This is a genomic window from Pseudomonas grandcourensis, assembly GCF_039909015.1.
Classification (GTDB): domain Bacteria; phylum Pseudomonadota; class Gammaproteobacteria; order Pseudomonadales; family Pseudomonadaceae; genus Aquipseudomonas; species Aquipseudomonas grandcourensis.
Genome location: NZ_CP150919.1, coordinates 1,893,243 through 1,913,662, shown reverse-complemented (window position 1 = coordinate 1,913,662; position 20,420 = coordinate 1,893,243). Strand labels below are relative to the sequence as shown.

At 60.8% G+C, this 20,420-nt stretch carries 20 protein-coding genes; 6 read left to right on the top strand and 14 right to left on the bottom strand.

All coding sequences use genetic code 11. The annotated features are described in order from the left end of the window. Nucleotides 1–75: 75 nt before the first annotated feature. Nucleotides 76–390 (top strand): quaternary ammonium compound efflux SMR transporter SugE, encoded by a 315-nt coding sequence (gene sugE, locus AABM52_RS08500; RefSeq protein ID WP_347911310.1) that lies wholly within the window; start codon nt 76–78, stop codon nt 388–390. Nucleotides 391–514: 124 nt separating this feature from the next. Here sugE and AABM52_RS08495 read toward each other — a convergent pair whose 3' ends face one another. From AABM52_RS08495 to AABM52_RS08480, 4 genes are all read right to left on the bottom strand, one after another. Beyond that, complete coding sequence (locus AABM52_RS08495) at nt 515–2,389, bottom strand: MFS transporter (RefSeq protein ID WP_347911309.1); 1,875 nt, start codon at nt 2,387–2,389, stop codon at nt 515–517. Nucleotides 2,390–2,485: 96 nt separating this feature from the next. Further along, a complete protein-coding gene (locus AABM52_RS08490) occupies nt 2,486–3,637 on the bottom strand; it encodes a TDT family transporter (protein ID WP_347911308.1) in 1,152 nt (383 codons plus the stop codon). A gap of 105 nt (nt 3,638–3,742) precedes the next feature. Next, complete coding sequence (locus AABM52_RS08485; protein ID WP_347911307.1) at nt 3,743–4,054, bottom strand: cupin domain-containing protein; 312 nt, start codon at nt 4,052–4,054, stop codon at nt 3,743–3,745. A gap of 48 nt (nt 4,055–4,102) precedes the next feature. After that, on the bottom strand, nt 4,103–5,293 hold the full coding sequence (locus AABM52_RS08480; RefSeq protein ID WP_347911306.1) for an MFS transporter: 1,191 nt from the start codon (nt 5,291–5,293) through the stop codon (nt 4,103–4,105). Between the two features lie 148 nt (nt 5,294–5,441). Between AABM52_RS08480 and AABM52_RS08475 the strand changes: the two genes are divergently transcribed. Both AABM52_RS08475 and AABM52_RS08470 read left to right on the top strand, forming a co-directional pair. Then, the gene (locus tag AABM52_RS08475; protein ID WP_347911305.1) at nt 5,442–5,978 is read left to right on the top strand and encodes a TetR/AcrR family transcriptional regulator; all 537 of its coding nucleotides are present in this window, start codon (nt 5,442–5,444) and stop codon (nt 5,976–5,978) included. Between the two features lie 164 nt (nt 5,979–6,142). Further along, the gene (locus AABM52_RS08470) at nt 6,143–9,613 is read left to right on the top strand and encodes a NahK/ErcS family hybrid sensor histidine kinase/response regulator (protein WP_347911304.1); all 3,471 of its coding nucleotides are present in this window, start codon (nt 6,143–6,145) and stop codon (nt 9,611–9,613) included. A gap of 33 nt (nt 9,614–9,646) precedes the next feature. On the opposite strand, the gene rmuC is transcribed toward AABM52_RS08470, so the two are convergent. Continuing rightward, a complete protein-coding gene (rmuC, locus tag AABM52_RS08465; RefSeq protein ID WP_347912597.1) occupies nt 9,647–11,011 on the bottom strand; it encodes a DNA recombination protein RmuC in 1,365 nt (454 codons plus the stop codon). Between the two features lie 175 nt (nt 11,012–11,186). Then, nucleotides 11,187–11,510 carry a sel1 repeat family protein gene (locus AABM52_RS08460; RefSeq protein ID WP_347911303.1) on the bottom strand — a complete coding sequence of 108 codons (324 nt, stop codon included), beginning with the start codon at nt 11,508–11,510 and terminating at the stop codon, nt 11,187–11,189. Nucleotides 11,511–12,517: 1,007 nt separating this feature from the next. On the opposite strand from AABM52_RS08460, the gene AABM52_RS08455 reads away from it, so the two are divergent. The 3 genes from AABM52_RS08455 to AABM52_RS08445 all read left to right on the top strand — a co-directional run bounded on the left by AABM52_RS08455 (nt 12,518) and on the right by AABM52_RS08445 (nt 14,919). Then, entirely contained in the window at nt 12,518–12,742 is a 225-nt protein-coding gene (locus tag AABM52_RS08455; RefSeq protein ID WP_007898912.1) for a hypothetical protein, read from the top strand. Between the two features lie 276 nt (nt 12,743–13,018). Beyond that, the gene (locus AABM52_RS08450; protein WP_347911302.1) at nt 13,019–13,501 is read left to right on the top strand and encodes a hypothetical protein; all 483 of its coding nucleotides are present in this window, start codon (nt 13,019–13,021) and stop codon (nt 13,499–13,501) included. Between the two features lie 146 nt (nt 13,502–13,647). After that, the gene (locus AABM52_RS08445) at nt 13,648–14,919 is read left to right on the top strand and encodes an outer membrane protein transport protein (protein ID WP_347911301.1); all 1,272 of its coding nucleotides are present in this window, start codon (nt 13,648–13,650) and stop codon (nt 14,917–14,919) included. Nucleotides 14,920–15,007: 88 nt separating this feature from the next. Here the strand turns inward: AABM52_RS08445 and AABM52_RS08440 are convergent, their stop codons facing one another. Genes AABM52_RS08440 through cobU form a run of 8 tightly spaced genes read right to left on the bottom strand, consistent with a single transcriptional unit; the run spans nt 15,008 to nt 20,335 of the window. Next, complete coding sequence (locus AABM52_RS08440; RefSeq protein ID WP_347911300.1) at nt 15,008–15,559, bottom strand: glutathione peroxidase; 552 nt, start codon at nt 15,557–15,559, stop codon at nt 15,008–15,010. A gap of 55 nt (nt 15,560–15,614) precedes the next feature. Then, a complete protein-coding gene (locus tag AABM52_RS08435; RefSeq protein WP_347911299.1) occupies nt 15,615–15,737 on the bottom strand; it encodes a hypothetical protein in 123 nt (40 codons plus the stop codon). Further along, entirely contained in the window at nt 15,734–16,942 is a 1,209-nt protein-coding gene (locus tag AABM52_RS08430) for an MFS transporter (protein ID WP_347911298.1), read from the bottom strand. The genes AABM52_RS08435 and AABM52_RS08430 overlap by 4 nt, the downstream gene beginning before the upstream one ends. Nucleotides 16,943–16,994: 52 nt before the next feature. Then, entirely contained in the window at nt 16,995–17,399 is a 405-nt protein-coding gene (locus tag AABM52_RS08425) for a MarR family transcriptional regulator (RefSeq protein ID WP_347911297.1), read from the bottom strand. A 56-nt stretch (nt 17,400–17,455) separates the two neighbouring features. Then, nucleotides 17,456–18,187 carry an adenosylcobinamide-GDP ribazoletransferase gene (locus AABM52_RS08420; RefSeq protein WP_347911296.1) on the bottom strand — a complete coding sequence of 244 codons (732 nt, stop codon included), beginning with the start codon at nt 18,185–18,187 and terminating at the stop codon, nt 17,456–17,458. Between the two features lie 2 nt (nt 18,188–18,189). Then, nucleotides 18,190–18,765 carry an alpha-ribazole phosphatase family protein gene (gene cobC, locus AABM52_RS08415; RefSeq protein WP_347911294.1) on the bottom strand — a complete coding sequence of 192 codons (576 nt, stop codon included), beginning with the start codon at nt 18,763–18,765 and terminating at the stop codon, nt 18,190–18,192. Beyond that, a complete protein-coding gene (gene cobT, locus AABM52_RS08410; RefSeq protein WP_347911293.1) occupies nt 18,762–19,817 on the bottom strand; it encodes a nicotinate-nucleotide--dimethylbenzimidazole phosphoribosyltransferase in 1,056 nt (351 codons plus the stop codon). The genes cobC and cobT overlap by 4 nt, the downstream gene beginning before the upstream one ends. Next, nucleotides 19,814–20,335 carry a bifunctional adenosylcobinamide kinase/adenosylcobinamide-phosphate guanylyltransferase gene (gene cobU, locus AABM52_RS08405; RefSeq protein WP_347911292.1) on the bottom strand — a complete coding sequence of 174 codons (522 nt, stop codon included), beginning with the start codon at nt 20,333–20,335 and terminating at the stop codon, nt 19,814–19,816. Before cobU ends, cobT begins: the two co-directional genes overlap by 4 nt. Between the last annotated feature and the right edge of the window lie 85 nt (nt 20,336–20,420).

Here is a 20,420-nt window from a genome sequence, read left to right as displayed (position 1 = left end):
GCAACGCGAGGACGACCTCGCGGCTCGATCGAGTCATTAATCAGGGGACGACCCCGTCAGACGATGGAGGTCTTCATGTCCTGGATCATTCTGTTTTTCGCCGGCCTGTTCGAAGTCGGCTGGGCCGTCGGCCTCAAGTACACCGACGGCTTCACCCGCCCGCTCCCCACTGTGTTGACCATTGCGGCCATGGCTATCAGCCTTGGCTTGCTCGGCCTTGCAATGAAGGAATTGCCGCTGGGCACGGCCTATGCGATCTGGACCGGTGTCGGTGCCGTTGGCACGGTGATCGCCGGGATCATTCTATTTGGCGAATCCATGGCGCTGGTGCGGTTGGCGAGTGTGGCGTTGATCATTTTCGGGCTCGTTGGCCTGAAGGTCAGCGCTTAGCTTTCAGACTGCCATCGCGAGCAAGCTCGCTCCCACAGGGATTGAAGGCGTGCCTACTGTGTGTGGCACAACACAAAACCTGTAGGAGCGAGCCTGCTCGCGAAGAGGCCCGCACAAACAACCGCTATCTAACGGCCCCACGCAACTCCCCCACCATCGCCTGCAACTTCGCCGGTTCCGCCACTTCAACCGCCACCGCTGGCCCTGCCACCAAGGTCACCCGTGACCACAGGCGATGAAACAGCCCCTTGCCCGGATCGCGGCTGAAGAAACTCCCCCACAACCCCTGCAAGGCCAACGGAATCACCGGCACCGGTGTCTCTTCGAGAATCCGCGTCAACCCGCCCTTGAACTCGTTGATCTCGCCATCGGCGGTCAATTTACCCTCGGGGAAGATGCAGACCAGCTCACCGTCCTTCAGGTACCGGGCGATGCGCGTGAAGGCTTGTTCATATATCTGGATATCTTCCTGACGCCCCGCAATCGGAATCGTCCCCGCGGTACGGAAGATGAAGTTCAGCACCGGCAGGTTGTAGATCTTGTAGTACATGACAAAGCGAATCGGCCGACGCACCGCGCCGCCAATCAGCAAGGCGTCGACGAATGACACGTGATTGCACACCAGCAACGCCGCGCCTTCATCGGGGATCAAGTCCAGATTGCGGTGCTCGACGCGGTACATGGAATGGCTGAGCAGCCAGATCATGAAACGCATGGTGAACTCGGGGACGATCTTGAAGATGTAGGCGTTGACGCCGATGTTCAGCAACGACACCACCAGGAACAACTGCGGGATCGACAGCTTGGCCACACTCAGCAAGACGATCGAGACAATCGCCGACACCACCATGAACAACGCATTGAGGATGTTGTTGGCGGCAATCACCCGCGCCCGTTCGTTCTCCGCCGTGCGTGACTGGATCAGCGCGTACAGCGGCACGATGTAGAAACCGCCGAAGACGCCCAGGCCGAGGATGTCGAGCAATACCAGCCAGGCGTGGCCGAAACCGAGGATCTCGATCCAGCCATGGCCGGTGGCGCTGTCCGGAATTCCACCAGAATGCCACCACAGCAGCAGACCGAAAACGGTCAGGCCGAACGATCCGAACGGCACCAGGCCAATCTCGACTTTGCGCCCGGAGAGCTTCTCGCACAGCATCGAACCCAATGCGATGCCGACCGAGAACACCGTCAGAATCAGCGTCACCACGGTTTCGTCGCCGTGCATCCATTCCTTGGCATAGGCCGGGATCTGCGTCAGGTAAATCGCCCCGACAAACCAGAACCACGAGTTGCCGACTATCGAGCGTGACACCGCCGGCGTTTGCCCAAGGCCCAGTTTCAACGTGGCCCAGGACTGGCTGAAGATGTTCCAGTTCAGGCGCAATTGCGGCGTGGCGGCCGCCGCCCGGGGAATGCTGCGACTGGCCAGGTAACCGAGCACAGCAGTGCCGATGATCGCCATGGACACCACCGGCGCGTAATGCGCCGAAGACATCATGACCCCGGCGCCAATGGTGCCGGCGAGGATCGCCAGGAAGGTGCCCATTTCCACCAGGCCGTTGCCGCCTACCAGCTCATCTTCATGCAGGGCTTGCGGCAGGATCGAGTACTTCACCGGCCCGAACAACGCCGAGTGGGTGCCCATGGCGAACAGCGCCACCAGCATCAACGACAAGTGATCGAACATGAAGCCGACGGCGCCGACCGCCATGATGGCGATTTCCCCAAGCTTGATCAGGCGGATCAACGCGTCCTTGGCGAACTTTTCCCCGAATTGCCCGGCCAGGGCCGAGAACAGGAAAAACGGCAGGATAAACAGCAGCGCACACAGGTTGACCCAGATCGAGCGGTCACCTTCGATGGTCAGCTTGTACAAAATGGCGAGGATCAACGACTGCTTGAACACGTTGTCGTTGAACGCCCCGAGGGACTGGGTGATGAAGAACGGCAGGAAGCGCCGGGTGCGCAGCAAGGTGAACTGTGAGGGGTGACTCATCTTCCATGTGTCCCTGATGTTAGGTAGCGAGTGGCCTGGATTCTTATTGGATTATCAAAAGTCGATCCAGGCCACACCTTACCTAATCTTTGCCCGTTATTTCTTCAATCCGGCAATGCATGGCGAGACAAACAGCTCGCCACGCCAGGCGCCCAGCACCGTGCGCTTGCCGACGATCAGCCACATCACCGCCAGCAACGCCACCAGCACACAGCCAAATACACTGAAAAACGTCAGGTTCAGGGTACTGGCCAGCTTCAACGTCGCCAGAGAATAGACGCCCAACGGGAAGGTGAAGCCCCACCAGCCGAGATTGAAGGGAATGCCGTCACGCAGGTAGCGCACAGTGATCAGCAGCGCCACCAGCATCCACCACAGGCCGAAGCCCCACAGGGTGATGCCGGCCACCAGACCCAATCCTGCGGCAATCTCACCGACTCCCGGCATACCGTTGGCCGCGAAAATCAGCGGTGCATCGCCGCCCAGTACCAGCATGCCCAGTGCACCGGTGCCGATCGGGCCAAGGGCCAGCCAGCTGGAGGCGGCCATGTTTTCGTGGGGCAGTTTATGCAGGGCCATGCGCAGCAACAGAATGGTCAGGATGCTGAAGGCCACCGGCAGGGAAAAGGCCCAGAGCACATAGCTGGTCACCAGCACCACCAGTTGCGAATGAGCATCGACCAAATGCGGCGCCAACAGCCCCCCGCTGGCGGCCGCCACCTCAGCCGCGACCACCGGCAACAACCAGACCGCAGTCATCTGGTCGATGCTGTGCTCCTGACGGGTGAACATCATGTAGGGAATCAGCACGCCGCAGGCCAGCGACATCGCCACATCCAGCCACCACAGCACCTCGGCGAGGTGAATCACCCCTTCGCCCCAGCGCGGGAGGCCAAACACCAGGAAGCCATTGATGATGGTCGCCAGGCCCATGGGGATGGTGCCGAAAAACATCGAAACCGTGGAGTGGCCGAAAATCCGCCGCGCTTCGTCGAAAAACAGCACCCAACGCACTGTGTATAGCGCCGTAAACAGCAGGAACAGCGCGATATTGAACAGCCAGAGGGCTTCGGCAAAGGCGTGCAAGGCAGGTGTGGCGACCGGCAATTGCGCCAGTGCCAACGCCAGCACCCCGGTGCCCATGGTGGCCGCGAACCAGTTGGGGGTGAACTGGCGGATCACCTCGCGGGGATGCTGCAAATGACTGAAAGGTTTGATTCCGGGCTTGATGCTATTGGCGCATGTCATGGCGAACTCCTGTCCTCTCGTGAGGTAGAGCCCATGTTAGATCCGAATAGAATATCTATATAACGGGTAATATCTCTATATCTTATCGATATTACTTATATATCGTCAGACACTCCCTTCCGATTCGACCACCAATATCCGAGCCGGTCCTACCGGATGCGCCACATGCTCAGTGCCAACCGAGGCATAAAAAATGTCACCGACCTCCAGCAAGGCTTCCCGCTCCAGCCCCTCTTCGCGATAACGCATCCGCACCTGGCCATCGAGCACCACGAACACTTCCTCGCCATCGTTGACGTGCCACTTGTAGGGTTGATCGGTCCAGTGCAGCCGCGTGGTGATGCCGTTCATGTTGGCGATGTCCAGCGCGGCCCAGGCACGCTCGCCAGTGAACGATTTGCTGCGGATGATCTTCATGGTCCGATCCTTCGAGTGAGCTGAGTGGGTGCCAAGGCTAACTCAATTTTACCGGTTGGCCTCGCAGGCCCTGACCGAACGTGATCGCAGTAAACCCGCCATTGCACTGAGGGCCAGCACCATCAGCACCGCACCATACCCATCGGTGGTTGCCACCAGACCAAAAGTGCGCGCCAGGTTCCCGGCCAGCAGCGCCGGCAGGCAGAACGCCAGATAACTCAGCACGTAATACGCCGACATCAACCCGGCACGCTCATGGGGCAAGGCCAGCGGCACCAGACTGCGCACCGCCCCGAGGAAACCGGCGCCGAAGCCACAACCAGCGACCAGAGTGCCAAGGAAAAACAGGGGCAAACTGGCGCTGTGCACGCCCAGTAAGATCAGGACGACACCCGCCGGCAGCGAACTGGCGCCCAGTTGCAGCGCCTTGGTCGCAGCTTGATTGCGCAGTGTGTAAATCATCAGGGCGCCGGTCACCGTCAATGCGGCGACGGTCGCCCCACCAATCAGGTTCGACGTTGAACCGGTCGCCGTACGAACCAGTGAAGGTGCCAGCGACGCGTAAAATCCGCCCAGCGCCCAAGTCGCCGTGTTGAGCGGCAACACCCGCCATAACGTTGCGCGCGCCTGGACCGGCACATGCAAGGTGGGTCGCAATGATGCCCAGGCCCCGGACTGGCGCGTGACGCTCTCTGGCAAACGCCAGACAAACACAGCCTGCATCGCGAACAGAGCAAGTAGCAGCCAATAGGTCAGGTGCAACGGCGCCGGAGCAAACTCGGCCAGCAAACCGCAGCCCAGTCCACCCAGAGCCATGCCGAGCAACGGTGCGACGCTATTGACCAGAGGGCCTTGCTGGCGATCGGTGTCCAGCAAGGTTGCACTCAACACGGCGGTCGCCATGCCGGTGGCAAACCCTTGCAGGACCCGGGCACTGATCAGCCACGCAACGCTGTCGGCGTAGATAAACAGCAACATCGCCAGGATGTTCAGCATCACCGCCGTAAAGATCACCGGTTTGCGCCCCAGGTAATCCGACAGCGAGCCGACCGTCAGCAACGCCGCCAACAGGCTGAGGGCGTAGACGCCGAAAATCAGGGTCAGGGTCGCGGCCGAAAACTGCATCTGTTCCTGATACAGGTGATACAGCGGCGTCGGCGCAGTGGAGGCCGCCAGGAAGCTGAGCAAGGTAACGGCGAGAAACCACAGGCTGGCACGATTTGAAGAAGAACCGGGCATGGACACACTCCACAAAAGCTAACTTTTCGCTTTTGCGGAGTGTGCTACTGGATCCCTCTTAAAGCAAATTCTTTGTGTTAAGGTCCGAAACATGACTTTCAGGACCGGGTGCCAGCCGCAAGACCCGGCGCGAGACAGGAAACACAGGATGACAGCTCCCACATTACGCCCCGGCGGCCGCAGCGCCCGGGTACAAGAGTCGATTCATTCGGCCGTGCGTCAACTCCTTGAGGAGCAGGACCGCGCGAGCGTGACGGTGCCGCAAATTGCGGCGCGCGCGGGTGTCACACCGTCCACCATCTATCGACGCTGGGGCGATGTGTCGGCACTTCTGGCCGACGTCGCCCTCGCCCGCATGCAGCCCGACAACGAGCCGGCCAATACCGGCAGCCTTCACGGTGACGTGCGGGCCTGGGCCGAGCAGTATCTGGACGAGATGAGCTCCGAGCCCGGCCGCAACATGCTGTGCGACGTGCAGGCAGCGTTGAAGCCGAGTTACTGCGCGACCATCATTGGCGGGCAACTGCAGACGATTCTGGATCGCTATCCGGATCAGCCCAAGCCCAGTGTCGATCGGCTGATCAATCTGATCGCCGCGCCGACGGTGTTTCGCATCCTGTTTGCCGAGGCGCCGCTGGAGGTTGAAGAGTTGCATCGGTTGATCGAGATCGCGTTCAGTCAGTGAGGCCCCCATCGCGAGCCTGCTCGCGAAGGGGCCAGTCCAGACACTGCAAATCCCCCTGCGACACCCCGCCACGCCACGACCTTGGTCGACACTGACTAACGCTGGCGGTCGTGCGAGACTGTCTGTCCGGGCGGGAGCCCGGGTGTCTTTTGTCTGGAGTCCCCATGTCGCTGTCCACCGGGCTGATCGCCGCCGTCGCCCTGGCCTATATGGCCATCATGTTCGCCATCGCCTTCTATGGCGACCGTCGCAGCGCGCCCTTGCCGCCGCGTGTGCGGGCCTGGGTGTACAGCCTGTCGCTGGCGGTCTACTGCACCAGCTGGACTTTCTTTGGCGCCGTGGGCCAGGCCGCCGAACAACTCTGGTCGTTCCTGCCGATCTACCTCGGGCCGATCCTGTTGCTGGTCGGCGCGCCGTGGGTCCTGCAGAAAATGGTGATGATCAGCAAACAGGAGAACATCACCTCGATCGCCGACTTCATCGCCGCGCGCTATGGCAAATCCCAGTCGCTGGCGGTGGTGGTGGCGCTGATTTGCCTGGTCGGTGTATTGCCCTACATCGCACTGCAACTCAAGGGCATCGTGCTCGGCGTGAACCTGCTGATCGGCGCCGGCGCCGACGCCATGGGCACCCGCGCCCAGGACACCGCGCTGATCGTGTCGCTGGTGCTGGCGCTGTTCACCATCGTCTTCGGCACCCGCAACCTCGACGCCACGGAGCACCACCGCGGCATGGTGCTGGCCATCGCCTTCGAATCATTGGTGAAGCTGTTCGCGTTTCTCGCCGTCGGCGCCTTCGTGACCTACGGCCTGTACGACGGTTTCGACGACCTGTTCGACCAGGCCATGCTGGCGCCGCGACTTGAGCAGTACTGGAAGGAAACCATCAACTGGCCGTCGATGGTGGTGCAGACCGGTGTGGCGATGATGGCGATCATTTGCCTGCCACGGCAGTTCCACGTGACCGTTGTCGAGAACATCGACCCTCAGGATCTGCGCCTGGCCAAGTGGGTATTCCCCGCCTACCTCGCCCTCGCCGCCTTGTTTGTCGTGCCGATCGCCCTGGCCGGCCAGATGCTGCTGCCCAGCTCGGTGTTGCCGGACTCGTTCGTCATCAGCCTGCCCTTGGCCCAGGCGCATCCGGCGCTGGCCCTGCTGGCGTTTATCGGTGGCGCATCGGCGGCCACCGGCATGGTGATCGTGGCCAGCGTGGCGCTGTCGACCATGGTGTCCAACGACATGCTGCTGCCCTGGCTGCTGCGTCGCAATAACGCCGAGCGCCCGTTCGAAGTGTTCCGCCAGTGGATGCTGTCGGTGCGCCGCGTCAGCATCGTGGTGATTCTGCTGCTGGCCTATGTCAGTTATCGCCTGCTGGGCTCGACTGCCAGCCTGGCGACAATCGGCCAGATCGCCTTCGCCGCCGTGACCCAGCTGGCCCCCGCCATGCTCGGTGCGCTGTACTGGAAACAGGCCAACCGCCGTGGTGTTTTCGCCGGCCTCGCCGCAGGCACCTTCCTGTGGTTCTACACCTTGATCCTGCCGATTGCCGCCCTCAGTCTCGGCCTGTCCTTGAGCACCTTCCCGGGGCTGGCCTGGTTGCACAGCAATCCACTGAACCTGCCGATCACCCCGCTGACCCAGGGCGTGGTGCTGTCGCTGGCAGGCAACTTCACGTTGTTCGCCTGGGTCTCGGTGCTGTCGCGCACCCGGGTTTCCGAGCACTGGCAGGCGGGCCGCTTCATCGGCCAGGAAATCAGCGCCCGACCCAGCGCACGCTCGATGCTTTCAGTGCAGATCGACGACCTGCTGCAACTGGCGGCGCGCTTCGTCGGCGAAGAACGCGCCCGTCAAAGCTTCATCCGTTTTGCCTATCGCCAGGGCAAGGGCTTCAACCCGAACCAGAACGCCGACAATGAATGGATCGCCCATACCGAACGCTTGCTGGCCGGTGTGCTCGGTGCCTCTTCGACCCGCGCGGTGGTAAAGGCCGCCATTGAAGGCCGGGAGATGCAACTGGAAGACGTCGTGCGCATCGCCGACGAAGCCTCGGAGGTGCTGCAGTTCAACCGTGCCTTGCTGCAAGGCGCCATCGAGAACATCACCCAGGGCATCAGCGTGGTCGACCAGTCGCTGAAGCTAGTGGCCTGGAACCGTCGATACCTGGAGCTGTTCAACTACCCGGACGGATTGATCAGCGTCGGCCGGCCCATCGCCGACATCATTCGCCACAATGCCGAGCGCGGCCTGTGTGGGCCGGGCGAAGCCGAAGTGCATGTCGCCCGTCGCCTGCACTGGATGCGCCAGGGCCGCGCGCATACCTCCGAGCGCCTGTTCCCCAATGGCCGGGTGATCGAGCTGATCGGCAACCCGATGCCGGGCGGTGGCTTCGTCATGAGTTTCACCGACATTACCCCGTTCCGCGAAGCCGAGCAGGCGCTGACCGAGGCCAACGAGAGCCTGGAACAGCGAGTGACCGAACGCACCCACGAACTGTCGCAGCTCAACGTTGCCCTGACCGAGGCCAAGGGCACCGCCGAGGCCGCCAACCAGTCCAAGACCCGTTTCCTCGCGGCCGTCAGCCATGACTTGATGCAACCTTTGAATGCGGCGCGGCTGTTCTCCGCCGCCCTCTCCCATCAGGACGACGGGTTGTCCGGCGAAGCGCAGAAACTGGTCGAACACCTGGACAGTTCGCTGCGCTCGGCCGAGGACTTGATCAGCGACCTGCTGGACATTTCCCGCCTGGAAAACGGCAAAATCAACCCCAATCGCCAGCCATTCGCCCTCAATGAACTGTTCGATACCCTCGGTACAGAGTTCAAGGCGCTGGCGCGAGAACAAAAACTGGAGTTCAGGGTTCGCGCCAGCACGTTGCGGGTCGACAGCGACATCAAACTGCTGCGGCGGATCTTGCAGAACTTCCTGACCAATGCTTTCCGCTACGGTAAAGGGCCGGTGCTGCTGGGGGTTCGCCGACACAAGGATCAACTGTGCCTGGAAGTCTGGGACCGTGGGCCAGGTATTCCGGAAGATAAACTGCAGGTGATATTCGAAGAGTTCAAGCGCCTCGACAGCCACCAGACACGGGCCGAAAAAGGCCTCGGCCTGGGGCTGGCGATTGCCGACGGGCTATGTCGCGTGCTCGGTCATACCTTGCGCGTACGCTCCTGGCCGGGACGCGGTAGCGTGTTCAGCGTCAGCGTGCCGCTGGCCCGGGTGCAAACCGCAGCGCCGGTCAAGGTCGCCGAGCTCAATGGCAAGTTACTCAATGGCGCGCAGGTGCTGTGTATCGACAACGAGGACAGCATCCTGATCGGCATGAACAGCCTGCTCAGCCGCTGGGGTTGCCAGGTCTGGACCGCGCGCAATCGCGAGGAATGCGCCGCGTTGCTGGGCGAAGGCATGCGCCCGCAATTGGCGCTGGTGGATTACCACCTCGATCATGGCGAGACCGGAACCGACTTGATGGCCTGGTTGCGCACGCAGATGGGCGAACCGGTTCCGGGGGTGGTGATCAGCGCCGATGGCCGGCCGGAGACGGTCGACCTGGTGCATGCCGCGGGGCTGGATTACCTGGCCAAACCGGTGAAACCGGCGGCGTTGAGGGCGTTGTTGAGTAGGTACATACCTTTGTAGCGCGGATCAACACAGCCTCCTGTGGCGAGGGGGCTACTCCGGCAACTCGACCAGCCCATCCACATCGGTCATCGCCCGCTCCAGCAAGTCCGCCGGCAGGCTCTTGCTCGCCCGCGCGCCCAGCAGCTTGAGTTGTTCACTGCGACTGACCAGGTTGCCGCGTCCCTCTGTCAGCTTGTTGCGTGCCGAGCTGTAGGCCTTGTCCAGTTGCTGCAGACGATTGCCGACTTCGTCCAGATCCTGAATGAACAGCACGAACTTGTCGTACAGCCACCCGGCCCGCTCGGCGATTTCCCGGGCATTCTGGCTCTGGCGCTCTTGCTTCCACAGGCTGTCGATGACACGCAGGGTCGCCAGCAACGTGGTGGGGCTGACGATCACGATGTTGCGGTCGAACGCCTCCTGGAACAGCGTCGGCTCAGCCTGCAACGCGGCAGAAAACGCCGCCTCGATCGGTACGAAGAGCAATACGAAATCCAGGCTGTGCAAGCCATCGAGGCGCTTGTAATCCTTGCCGGCCAAGCCCTTGACGTGATTGCGCAACGACAGCACGTGCTGCTTGATGGCGATCTGGCCGATAGCCTCGTCATCAGCCGCGACGTATTGCTGATAGGCCGTCAGGCTGACCTTGGAATCGACCACCACCTGCTTGTCGCCCGGCAGATAAATGATCACGTCCGGCTGGAAGCGCTCGCCGTCCGGTCCCTTGAGATTGACCTGAGTCTGGTACTCGCGGCCCTTCTCCAGCCCCGCATGCTCGAGCACGCGCTCAAGAATCAGTTCGCCCCAATTGCCCTGGGTCTTCTGCCCTTTCAAGGCGCGGGTCAGGTTGGTGGCTTCATCGCTCAGGCGCAAATTCAGCTGTTGCAGGCGCTCCAGCTCCTTGGCCAGGGAGAAGCGCTCACGAGCCTCGTTCTGATAGCTTTCCTCAACACGTTTTTCGAAGGACTGGATGCGTTCCTTCAATGGATCAAGCAACTGCCCCAGGCGCTGCTGGCTGGTTTCGGCAAAACGCTGCTCGCGCTCATCGAAAATCTTCCCAGCCAGCTCGGCGAACTGCGCGCGCAACTCGTCCCGCGAACCTTGCAGGTCGTTGAGGCGTTGCTGATGACTGTCCTGTTGCTCGCGCAATTCGGCGTTGAGCGACGCGGCCTGGGCATCCAGACGGCGCAACTCGGCTTCTTTGCCGGCGCGTTCGATATTCCACGCATGGGCGGCGTCCCGGGCGTCGTCGCGCTCGATCTGCAACAGTTCGACTTCACGACGCAGCGCAGCCAGATCAGCCTGTTTGGCGGCGTTGGCCTGGGTCAGGTCAGCCGCTTCATCGCGGCTGGATTCCAGCTGGGCATTCAATCCGTCCTGCGCCAGTTGCGCCATGGCCAGGCGTTCTTGCAGCAGCGCGACATCGGCTTGCGTGGTGCTGGCCCGACGCTGAAGTTGCCAGGCCAATACCAGCAACGGCAACGCTGCCCCTGCCAGACCCAGCAATACGCTGGTCAAGTCCATTGCCATAGCCACTCCTGCCATTCGGATAAAGCCTGAAGGTTAACCAAGGCGTCCAGTCTTGGACAGCTCAGTCTTCGATCAGCCCCAGTTCCTGTTGAGCGCGGTGATCGCCTGCCCGAGCGGCCTGACGCAACAGGTCCTGACCGATCCGGCGGTCCCGGGCATTCCCGCATTCGCGGCACATCAACTGGCCAAGACGGCTTTGCGCAGCCACCACGCCTTCACGGGCCGGTTGCTTGAGCAAATGTCCGGCGATGTGTTTGACGTTACGGTTTTCGCCCAGATGCGGACTGTCCAACAGCCACTCCGCCACGCGCATGGAAAAGCGCTTGGTAGGGGCAACAGAGGGCTGTGTGGAGGAAGAGGAAACAGAGGCTGAGCGAAACTTCATAAAGCACTGTGGGGCAGATCGGAAGGCGCGCAACTTTACTCTCTTTTTCTTACAGGTAAAGCTGAAAATATCCCGGCACGCCCGTCCTAGAGCAAGCGCTCGGGACAATCCACAGAAGCTGTGGATAACTCAGTGGACAACCGCCTTCGAACCCGCTCAAAGCCCTGTGGAATGGGGCTCGCAGTCAAACTGACGATTTTTTCACCAGTAAAAAAAAGCGATGTTTTTCATTGACTTAAATTTTGGTTACAGGCAGCCATTACGCTTGAACGTGAGATGACAGCGGGGTGACAGACCGCGCAACTAATGTGCACAAGTGCCTTTGCGATGGTTATATCGACGCCCTTTTTCGGCGCATTTTTTTGTCGAGCCTGGGGATAAGCCTTGGCAAACCCGGTATCCAGGCGCCTTCGTTGCTACAAACGTCGATGACCGGTGGGCGGATTATGTCCTGAAACAGGGCGTATCAATCCCTGGCCGCGTAGCTCTGTATGCGCCTCTGCAAGGCAAAACAGCCCGATCAGGCACCCGCCGGGAAATTCTTTTCGCTATCACACTTCCCTTGGCCAGTTCAATCCGTTAGTATCCGCGGCGTTAGTACCAAGCTGAAAGTCAATTCTGGTCGAACAAATCCCCCCGGTCAGCCTTCCCGACGGAAGCCTCCACCGAACAAGCGGGATCGACCACCTCGATGGTTTCCAGGTAAATCTTGCGCCAACACAACCTTTGAATCGAAAGCAAAGGGTGTTGCTCCGCCTGCCTACTCTGCTCGAACCAACCTGCAAATTGATCAGGATCTTCACCCCGGGCCCAGAACCTTTGCCCTTGATGTGCTGCCTGCCCTCCTAAGTACCTACCTGCCAGCCCAAGCGCGCCAATTTATCAGCGCTTCAAACTGGCTGCTTTGTTCCAGTCGGGTTCTTCGTTCGATCAATGGTGATCGACGTTACTGGAACGTTTTAACGTTGCACGGTTCTTATCCGTGTCATTTGTAGGAACACCCAATAATGTCTACTCAAATCCACACTCAGGATGCCATTCGCACCCTAACCAACGCTTTTGCACCAATGAACTGCCTGATCATGGCCGCTCGCAAAGGCTGCTTCAGCTTCACTCTGGTCAACGAACACGGTATCGCTCGTCACAGCGAACGCCTGTACCCCGATCAATACTCCAGCGCCGAGCCGCTGCAGGCCGTGATCGAGCGTACCCGTCAGGCACTGGTTGCCTGAAACGCCAGAAAGGCTGAAAAACCCGAAAGCCCTGCCCGAAAAGCGGGGCTTTTTATTGCCTGATATTTCCTTGCCCTCGAATCACGACTAAGCACGATCCGATATAAGGGTTATAACTGGTCGCTGGAAATATTTTAAAAACAGGCCTTTACAGCGCGAATATGACACTACACTTCAACTCAAGCGGCTTGACCCGCTTGCGGCGAGCCTGAGTCGATTCACTGCTGCCAAGCCCCCCTTCAGGTATCGCCGTCCATTTCAGGTTTCGAGGGTTTTATGGGTATCGCTGCCAGCGAACTGTGCCGTTATGTGATTCGTCCGACCTTGATCTACCTCGGACAACATAGCGCTACTGCCGAATCCCTGCTGCTGGGCATTGCCGCCAGCCAGTCCGCCCTTGGTTCCGCCCTGCATGACCGCCGTGGGCACGGCCTGTACCGCATTGCCGAGCCCCGCCACCAGGCCCTTTGGGACCACTACCTGGCCCTTGATCCGGACCGTGCAAGCCTCGTCCGCGGCCTGGCCAGCCAGCATGCGTTTCTCAGTGGCCCGCACCTCGAATTGACCGTCAACCTGCGTTACGCCACAGCCATCGCCTGGCTGCTGGTGGAAGAACAGAACACCCCCCTCCCCGCCCCTGATGATTTGCTGGGCATGGCCAGAATCTGGCGCCAGACATTTCAGCCCCAGGGACGTCTGCGTGATTTCACTTGCGCCTGGCAGACCTGTGTTTCACCGCTGAATCAGGTAGCCTGCTGACACCTCTGGATCCAAAGATCGCGCAACACGCCGCGAATTTGGTCGGATTGTCCTACAAAACCGCTCTAAATCAAGGCATACAGCCTATGGCGCCGGGACGAAAATGTTGGTAATTTTCGCCCCGGTGATCACCAGGAGTTCTAATAATGAAAAAAGTCATGCTCAAAACCACCATTAGCCTCGCCGTTGCCTTGGCATCCACCCAGATCTTCGCGAGTGGCTTTGCCCTCAACGAACAGAGCATCAGTGGAATGGGGACTGGTTTTGCGGGACGCTCTTCATCTGCCGATGATGCAAGCACTGTTTTTGGCAACCCTGCCGGCATGTCGCGAATCAAGCGCCAGGAAGTCACTGGCGGGATCGCGGCTATCGATGCCTCGTCTGATATCAAAGACGCCCAAGGCGCCCACCCGGGTACCAACAAAGGCGACATGGTGCCATTCACAGCCGTTCCGATGGGCTATTACGTCAAGCCGATTGATGATCACTGGGCATTCGGCCTCGGTGTCTACGCACCTTTTGGTCTGATTACCGACTATGAAAATGGCTTCCAGGGTGCCGGCTTCGGCAGCAAGAGTGAAGTCAAGGTTGTCACCTTCCAGCCTACCGTCAGCTACGCCTTTAACGACAAAGTATCGATTGGTTTCGGCCCGACCATCAACCGCATTGGCGGCACTCTGGAGTCGGATGTACCTCTTTTTGGCGATACCCACGTCAAAATCAAAGGGGATGATGTCGCTCTTGGCTACAACTTCGGGGTCCTGGTACAAGCAACAGACACCACTCGTGTCGGCCTGACCTATCACTCGAAAGTGAAATACAAGATTGAAGGTCATACCGATATCAGCGCAGGCGCAAATTCACCTTCCGCCCTCCTGAAAAGCAATCGATACGATGCTTCGCTGAAAATCGAAACACCTGAATCTGTCGACTTCTCCGTGACACAACAGCTGACGGATGCGTGGACCCTTTATGCAGGTTCCACCTGGACTCGTTGGAGCCGTTTGAAAGACATCACCGTCAACAACGACGGCGTAACGGCGGCACAAGGCGGTGCATTGTCCCCAGCCCTGTTCGGCACCATTACGGAAGAGCAGAACTGGCACGATACCTGGGCCTACGCCATCGGTACCTCCTACCAGCTGAATAAGCAGTGGGTATTGCGCACCGGCCTGAGCTTTGACCAGTCGCCTACCAACAATACCGACCGATCCCCTCGTATTCCTACAGGTGACCGCACAATCTTCAGCCTTGGTGCCGGCTACAACGTCACCGATGATCTGACCATTGACGTCGCCTACTCCTACCTGAAGGAAGAAGCTGTCAAGGTGGATCACTCCAACCTGGTAGACAGCTACAGCGCCAAGTACGAAAACAGCGCCAACGGTTTCGGTGTCGGTGCGACCTACCGCTTCTGATAATTCCCGGCGAGCCTGAACCGCTCGCCACCGGAATCAAAAAAGCCCCGCTCTCCTCACGGAGGCGGGGCTTTTTAGTGGATGCGGATCAAGGCTGGGAAGCCAAGGCCTGCTCCACAGCGGCAATGAACTCGGGATCATCGGGCTTGGTCAGGCTGGAAAAACTGGCGATCACCTTACCCTTGCGATCAACCACGTATTTGTAGAAATTCCACTTCGGCGCACTGCTCTGTTCGGCCAGCACCTTGAACAGATGGGTTGCGTCGGCGCCACGTACCGACTGCGGCTCGGTCATAGTGAACGTCACGCCATAGTTGACGTAACAAACCTTGGCGGTTTCGGCACCGTCCCTGGACTCCTGCTTGAAGTCATTGGACGGAACACCCAGCACTTCCAGCCCCTGCCCTTTGTAACGCTGGTTCAGCGCCTCAAGGCTTTTGAACTGTGGGGCGAAACCGCAGAAGCTCGCAGTATTGACCACCACCAGCGGCTTACCTTCATACCGTTGGCACAGGTCGATGGATTCCTTGGCGCGCAGCTTTTGCAGTGATCCTTGCAACAGCTCCGGGCACTCGGCCGCGTAGGCCAGCCCGGTAAACGTCAGCAGCAACGCGGGGACTGCAATCCAGCGCATCAGCATGTCGGTGCATCCTTGATAATTCGTCAAAAGCGACGTTACTCGCCCTCGCCGCTCGCTAGCAAGCACCCATGCCCAACTGCATCAGCGCCAGACCGCCCTGATGCCAGCCCCACCACGACAACGCCAGCAATAAGGCGCAGACGGCGGCTACAGCGATCCGCGGCCAAAGACTGCTCATATCGCACTCATTTGTGATTGCAGGCGCGCTACCGGCCGCTCACGCACCGGCCAATTGAGGGCAGCGGCCAACAGGCTCAAGAGAATTGCCACTTGCCAGATCAAGTCATAACTCCCGGTTCGGTCATACACCACCCCGCCCAACCAGCCGCCCAGGAATGAGCCGAGCTGGTGAAACAGGAAAACAATCCCACCGAGCATGGACAGGTTTCGTACACCAAACAAGGTCGCCACCGTGCCGTTGGTCAACGGCACCGTCGACAGCCACAGGAAGCCCATGGCCATGCCGAACAGGTAGGCTGTGGTGGTCGTCACCGGCGCCCACAGGAACAACGCAATGACCACCGCCCGCAGCAAGTACAGACCGGTGAGCAAACGCGGCTTGGACATGCGCCCGCCGAGCCATCCAGCGGTATAGGTGCCGAAAATGTTGAACAGGCCAATCAGCGCCAGCACCGTGGTGCCAACCGTCGCCGGAAGGTGTTGATCCACCAGATAGGCCGGCAGGTGCACGCCGATGAACACCACCTGGAATCCGCACACGAAAAAGCCGAACGCCAGCAGCCAGAATCCGGAATGGGAGCAGGCTTCGCGCAGCGCTTCGCCAAGGGTCTGTTCGTGGCCCAGGACGGGCAGCGGCTTGTCCTTGAGCATGCTCACCAGCGGCACGATCAACGCCACCAGCATGCCCAGCGCCAGCAGCGCCCCGGACCAGCCAAGCCATCCGATCAAACCGAGCGTGCCGGGCAGCATCGCGAACTGGCCGAACGAACCGGCCGCACTGGCGATCCCCATGCCCATGCTACGTTTTTCCGGCGGCACCGCGCGCCCGACCACCCCCAGGATCACCGAGAACGATGTACCGGACAGTCCTATGCCGATCAGCAGGCCGGCACTCAGGGACAGGGTCATCGCCGAGTCGGAGAGCCCCATGCAGATCAGCCCGGCCGCATACAGGACGCCACCGATCAGCACCACTTTCGCCGCGCCGAAGCGGTCGGCCAAGGCGCCGGTGAATGGCTGAGCGAGGCCCCAGATCAGGTTCTGCAGGGCGATGGCGAAGGCAAAGACTTCACGGCCCCAGCCGAACTCGGCGCTCATCGGCGCCAGAAACAACCCGAAGCCATGGCGAACGCCCAGCGACAGCGCAAGGATCAGCGCACTCCCCAAAAGAACCCAGCCGCAAGTACGCCACATCGATGTCATTGTTGTTCTCCGGTAGCGGGTATATACCCGCTTATGATCGGAAAAACCGGCATCACGCCAGTTCGTCCAGCAGCTTCAATAAGGTTTCGCGCTTCTCGGCGCCCAGGCGATCGATCAAGCGTTGCTGCGCGGCTTCCCAGGCCGGCAAGGCAGCCTTGAGGCGCTCTGCCCCGGCCTCGGTCAGCAGGACGATGCGGTTGCGCATGTCCTCGCCCTCGACCAGCGTCACCAGGCCATCACCCTCCAGCACCCGCAAATTGCGCCCCAGGGTGCTGCGATCCAGGCCCATGGCCTCGGCCAGGATCGAGATGCTCGGCTGATCAAGACGCTGCAGATTGCACAGCAAAGAATACTGCGCAACGTTGATCCCGAAGCCGTCGAGAGCGCCGTCGTAGTGCCTGCTGACGCCACGGGCGGCGCGACGCAGGTTGATGCATAAACATTGGGAATCGAGCATGGTGCGTGTATATACCCGCGAGTCGGTTAAATCAAGTTACAGAACCGGAATAACAGTTAAAACAGCGCCAAACCTACCAACACTGCAACTTCCAGCAGCTCCAGCATCGCACCCGCCGTGTCCCCCGTCGTGCCGCCCAGGCGCCGCAACATCACCTGGCGCAGCCAGACAAACCCCAGTGCCGCCAACACCACCGCCACCACACCACTCAAACCGGCAATCAGCACACAAGCCAGCGCGCTGACCGCCAGCACCTGCTTGCCCGCCGAACGCGGAAGATGATCGGCCAATGCCTGACCCAGGCCACCGGCACGCACGTACGGCGTGGTCAGGAACAAGCCGAGCAATGCGCTGCGACCGATCAACGGCACGATGATCAATGCCAGCGAGTGCGGCTGTTCGATCAGCGCCAGCAGCGCGGTGAACTTGAGCAGCAACACTAGCACCAGCGTCACCACGGCGATCGGCCCGCTGCGCGGATCTTTCATGATGGTCAGCGTACGCTCGCGGTCGCCAAAACCACCGAGCCAGGCATCGGCGCTGTCCGCCAGGCCATCCAGATGCAGCCCGCCGCTGAGCAGCACCCAAAGGCTCAGCAACAGCGCCGCGTGCAGCAAGGTCGGCGTGCCCAGCAACAGCCAGTTGACTGCCCACAGAATCGCGCCAAAGAGCAATCCCACCAGCGGATAAAACAGCAGCGACCGCCCCAGTTCCCGGGGCTCAGGCATACCGGGCAGGCGAATCGGCAGGCTGCTGAGAAATTGCAGGGCGATCCAGAATGGCAGCATGGTCAGAGCATTTCCTTCAACAAGCCCGCAGGCTCCACCGTCAGCGAAAACAGCGCGCCATGCCCGACCTCAACGTTGAGCAGTTGCTCCCGCGGCAGCCCGCGCGCTTGTGCCAGCAACAGACGCATCACACCGCCATGGCTGATCAGCAGAATGCGCTCACCGGCAAAGGTCGCCTGCAAACGCTCCAGCGCTGCCAGCACCCGTACCGAAAACTCCGCAACCGGCTCACCCTGAGGCGGCGTGAACGAATAAGGATCGGCCCAGAACAAGCCCAGGGCCTGCGCGTCGGTCTCCATCAAGGCCGCCGCGCTCTGCCCTTCCCAGGCGCCGAAATGCAACTCTTGCAGGTTTTTGTCCAGTTGCACCGGCACTCCCAGTTGCGCTCCGAGTTCCTCGGCAAACCGTGCACAACGCTGCAACGGCGAACTGACCAGCCGATCCCACGGCCCTTGCCCGACCACGGCGGCGCGCATCTGCGCCCAGCCAAAATCGGTCAACGCATCATCGATACTGCCGCGCAAGCCGCCGCCGAGTTCGGTTTCACCGTGACGCAACAGATCCACGCGCAAGGTCATGCCGGGCGATCTGCCACGGCGGCTTCGGCGAAGGTCGCCATCTGCCCGTGCAGGTCGCAAGCCAGGCGCAGCAGCGGCACAGCCAACGCCGCGCCACTGCCTTCACCCAGACGCAGGCCGAGATCGAGCAAGGGTTGCGCATTCAGGGTTTCCAGCACATGACGATGCCCCGGCTCGGCGCCGCGATGACCGAACAACAGCCACTGACGACACTCTGGATTCAAGCGCACCGCAACCAGCGCCGCGACGCTGCAAATGAAGCCATCCACCAACACCGCGACACCTTCCTGGGCACAGGCGAGATAGGCACCGACCAGCGCGGCGATCTCGAAACCGCCGAGGTTGAACAGGGTCTGCAAGGCATCGCCACGCTGCGCACCATGCAATGCCAGGGCGCGCTCGATCACTTGGGCCTTGTGGCTGACACCTTCGGCATTGAGCCCGGTGCCAGGTCCGGTCAAATGCACCACTGGGCAATCCAGCAAAGCACACGCCAGGGCACTGGCGGCGGTGGTGTTGCCGATGCCCATTTCGCCACCGATAAACAACTGCGCACCGCTGGCAATTGCCCGCTGCACGCTGTCACGACCGGCCTGCAGGGCGAGTTGCCCCTGGGCTTCAGTCATGGCCGGTCCCTGTACAAAGTTTGCCGTGCCCGGACCGATGTTCAGGTGACGCACGCCCGGCAGGCTCAGCGACGGCGTGACCGTGCCAAGGTCAACCACCTCAAGGGAAGCGCCCAGCTGCCGCGCCAATACGCTGATCGCGGCTCCACCGCTGACGAAGTTGAGCAGCATCTGCCCGGTCACTTCCTGGGGAAACGCCGACACGCCCTCGGCGACGACACCATGGTCGCCGGCAAAAATCGCGATCCATACCTGCTCCAGACTCGGCTTGACCCGCCCCTGCAAACCCGCCAGTTGCACCGCCAGCGCTTCCAACTGGCCGAGGGAGCCGGCCGGTTTGGTCAGTTGCTGTTGCCGCGCCAGGGCCTGTTCGACCGCTTGGGTATCGACCGGCTTGCACGGGTTCAGCCACCAGGATTGAGTCATAACGCAGTTCCTTTCAGAGTCAGGGGCAGGCCGGCGACGGTCAGGACGACACGCTGACAACGCTCGGCCAGAGCTTGATGCAGCCAACCGGCTTCATCGACATAGCGGCGAGTCAATTCGCCCAGCGGCACGACACCCATTCCGGTCTCGTTGCTGACAAAAATGATTTCACCCGGCAGCGACGCCAGGCAGTCCAGTAAGGCATCACGCTCGGCGTGCAAGCGCTCGGCATCGTCGAGCATCAGCAGATTGGTCAACCACAGGGTCAGGCAATCCACCAGCAGGCAACGATCGGCACGGGCGGATTCGCGCAGCACACGGGCCAGCTCCAGCGGTTCTTCGATCAATGCCCATTCGGCAGGACGACGGGCGCGGTGATGGGCCACCCGCTCGCTCATTTCGCCATCCAGTGGCTGGCTGGTGGCGATGTAGGTCACGGCCAGGGCGCTGTCGATGGCGAGCTTTTCAGCCAGACGGCTCTTGCCGGAGCGGGCGCCGCCGAGGATCAGTTGGAGCATGGTTGTTTCCCTAAAATCTTCGGTGAGGCAACTTAAGTCATCGCGAGCAGGCTCGCTCCCACATGGAAACGCAGTCAACTGTGGG

Bases quoted from the DNA above. Each gene is read 5' to 3' on its own strand.
- sugE (WP_347911310.1), top strand. From the start codon at position 76: ATGTCCTGGATCATTCTGTTTTTCGCCGGCCTGTTCGAAGTCGGCTGG.
- AABM52_RS08495 (WP_347911309.1), bottom strand. From the start codon at position 2,389: ATGAGTCACCCCTCACAGTTCACCTTGCTGCGCACCCGGCGCTTCCTG.
- AABM52_RS08490 (WP_347911308.1), bottom strand. From the start codon at position 3,637: ATGACATGCGCCAATAGCATCAAGCCCGGAATCAAACCTTTCAGTCAT.
- AABM52_RS08485 (WP_347911307.1), bottom strand. From the start codon at position 4,054: ATGAAGATCATCCGCAGCAAATCGTTCACTGGCGAGCGTGCCTGGGCC.
- AABM52_RS08480 (WP_347911306.1), bottom strand. From the start codon at position 5,293: ATGCCCGGTTCTTCTTCAAATCGTGCCAGCCTGTGGTTTCTCGCCGTT.
- AABM52_RS08475 (WP_347911305.1), top strand. From the start codon at position 5,442: ATGACAGCTCCCACATTACGCCCCGGCGGCCGCAGCGCCCGGGTACAA.
- AABM52_RS08470 (WP_347911304.1), top strand. From the start codon at position 6,143: ATGTCGCTGTCCACCGGGCTGATCGCCGCCGTCGCCCTGGCCTATATG.
- AABM52_RS08460 (WP_347911303.1), bottom strand. From the start codon at position 11,510: ATGAAGTTTCGCTCAGCCTCTGTTTCCTCTTCCTCCACACAGCCCTCT.
- AABM52_RS08455 (WP_007898912.1), top strand. From the start codon at position 12,518: ATGTCTACTCAAATCCACACTCAGGATGCCATTCGCACCCTAACCAAC.
- AABM52_RS08450 (WP_347911302.1), top strand. From the start codon at position 13,019: ATGGGTATCGCTGCCAGCGAACTGTGCCGTTATGTGATTCGTCCGACC.
- AABM52_RS08445 (WP_347911301.1), top strand. From the start codon at position 13,648: ATGAAAAAAGTCATGCTCAAAACCACCATTAGCCTCGCCGTTGCCTTG.
- AABM52_RS08440 (WP_347911300.1), bottom strand. From the start codon at position 15,559: ATGCTGATGCGCTGGATTGCAGTCCCCGCGTTGCTGCTGACGTTTACC.
- AABM52_RS08435 (WP_347911299.1), bottom strand. From the start codon at position 15,737: ATGAGCAGTCTTTGGCCGCGGATCGCTGTAGCCGCCGTCTGCGCCTTA.
- AABM52_RS08430 (WP_347911298.1), bottom strand. From the start codon at position 16,942: ATGACATCGATGTGGCGTACTTGCGGCTGGGTTCTTTTGGGGAGTGCG.
- AABM52_RS08425 (WP_347911297.1), bottom strand. From the start codon at position 17,399: ATGCTCGATTCCCAATGTTTATGCATCAACCTGCGTCGCGCCGCCCGT.
- AABM52_RS08420 (WP_347911296.1), bottom strand. From the start codon at position 18,187: ATGCTGCCATTCTGGATCGCCCTGCAATTTCTCAGCAGCCTGCCGATT.
- cobC (WP_347911294.1), bottom strand. From the start codon at position 18,765: ATGACCTTGCGCGTGGATCTGTTGCGTCACGGTGAAACCGAACTCGGC.
- cobT (WP_347911293.1), bottom strand. From the start codon at position 19,817: ATGACTCAATCCTGGTGGCTGAACCCGTGCAAGCCGGTCGATACCCAA.
- cobU (WP_347911292.1), bottom strand. From the start codon at position 20,335: ATGCTCCAACTGATCCTCGGCGGCGCCCGCTCCGGCAAGAGCCGTCTG.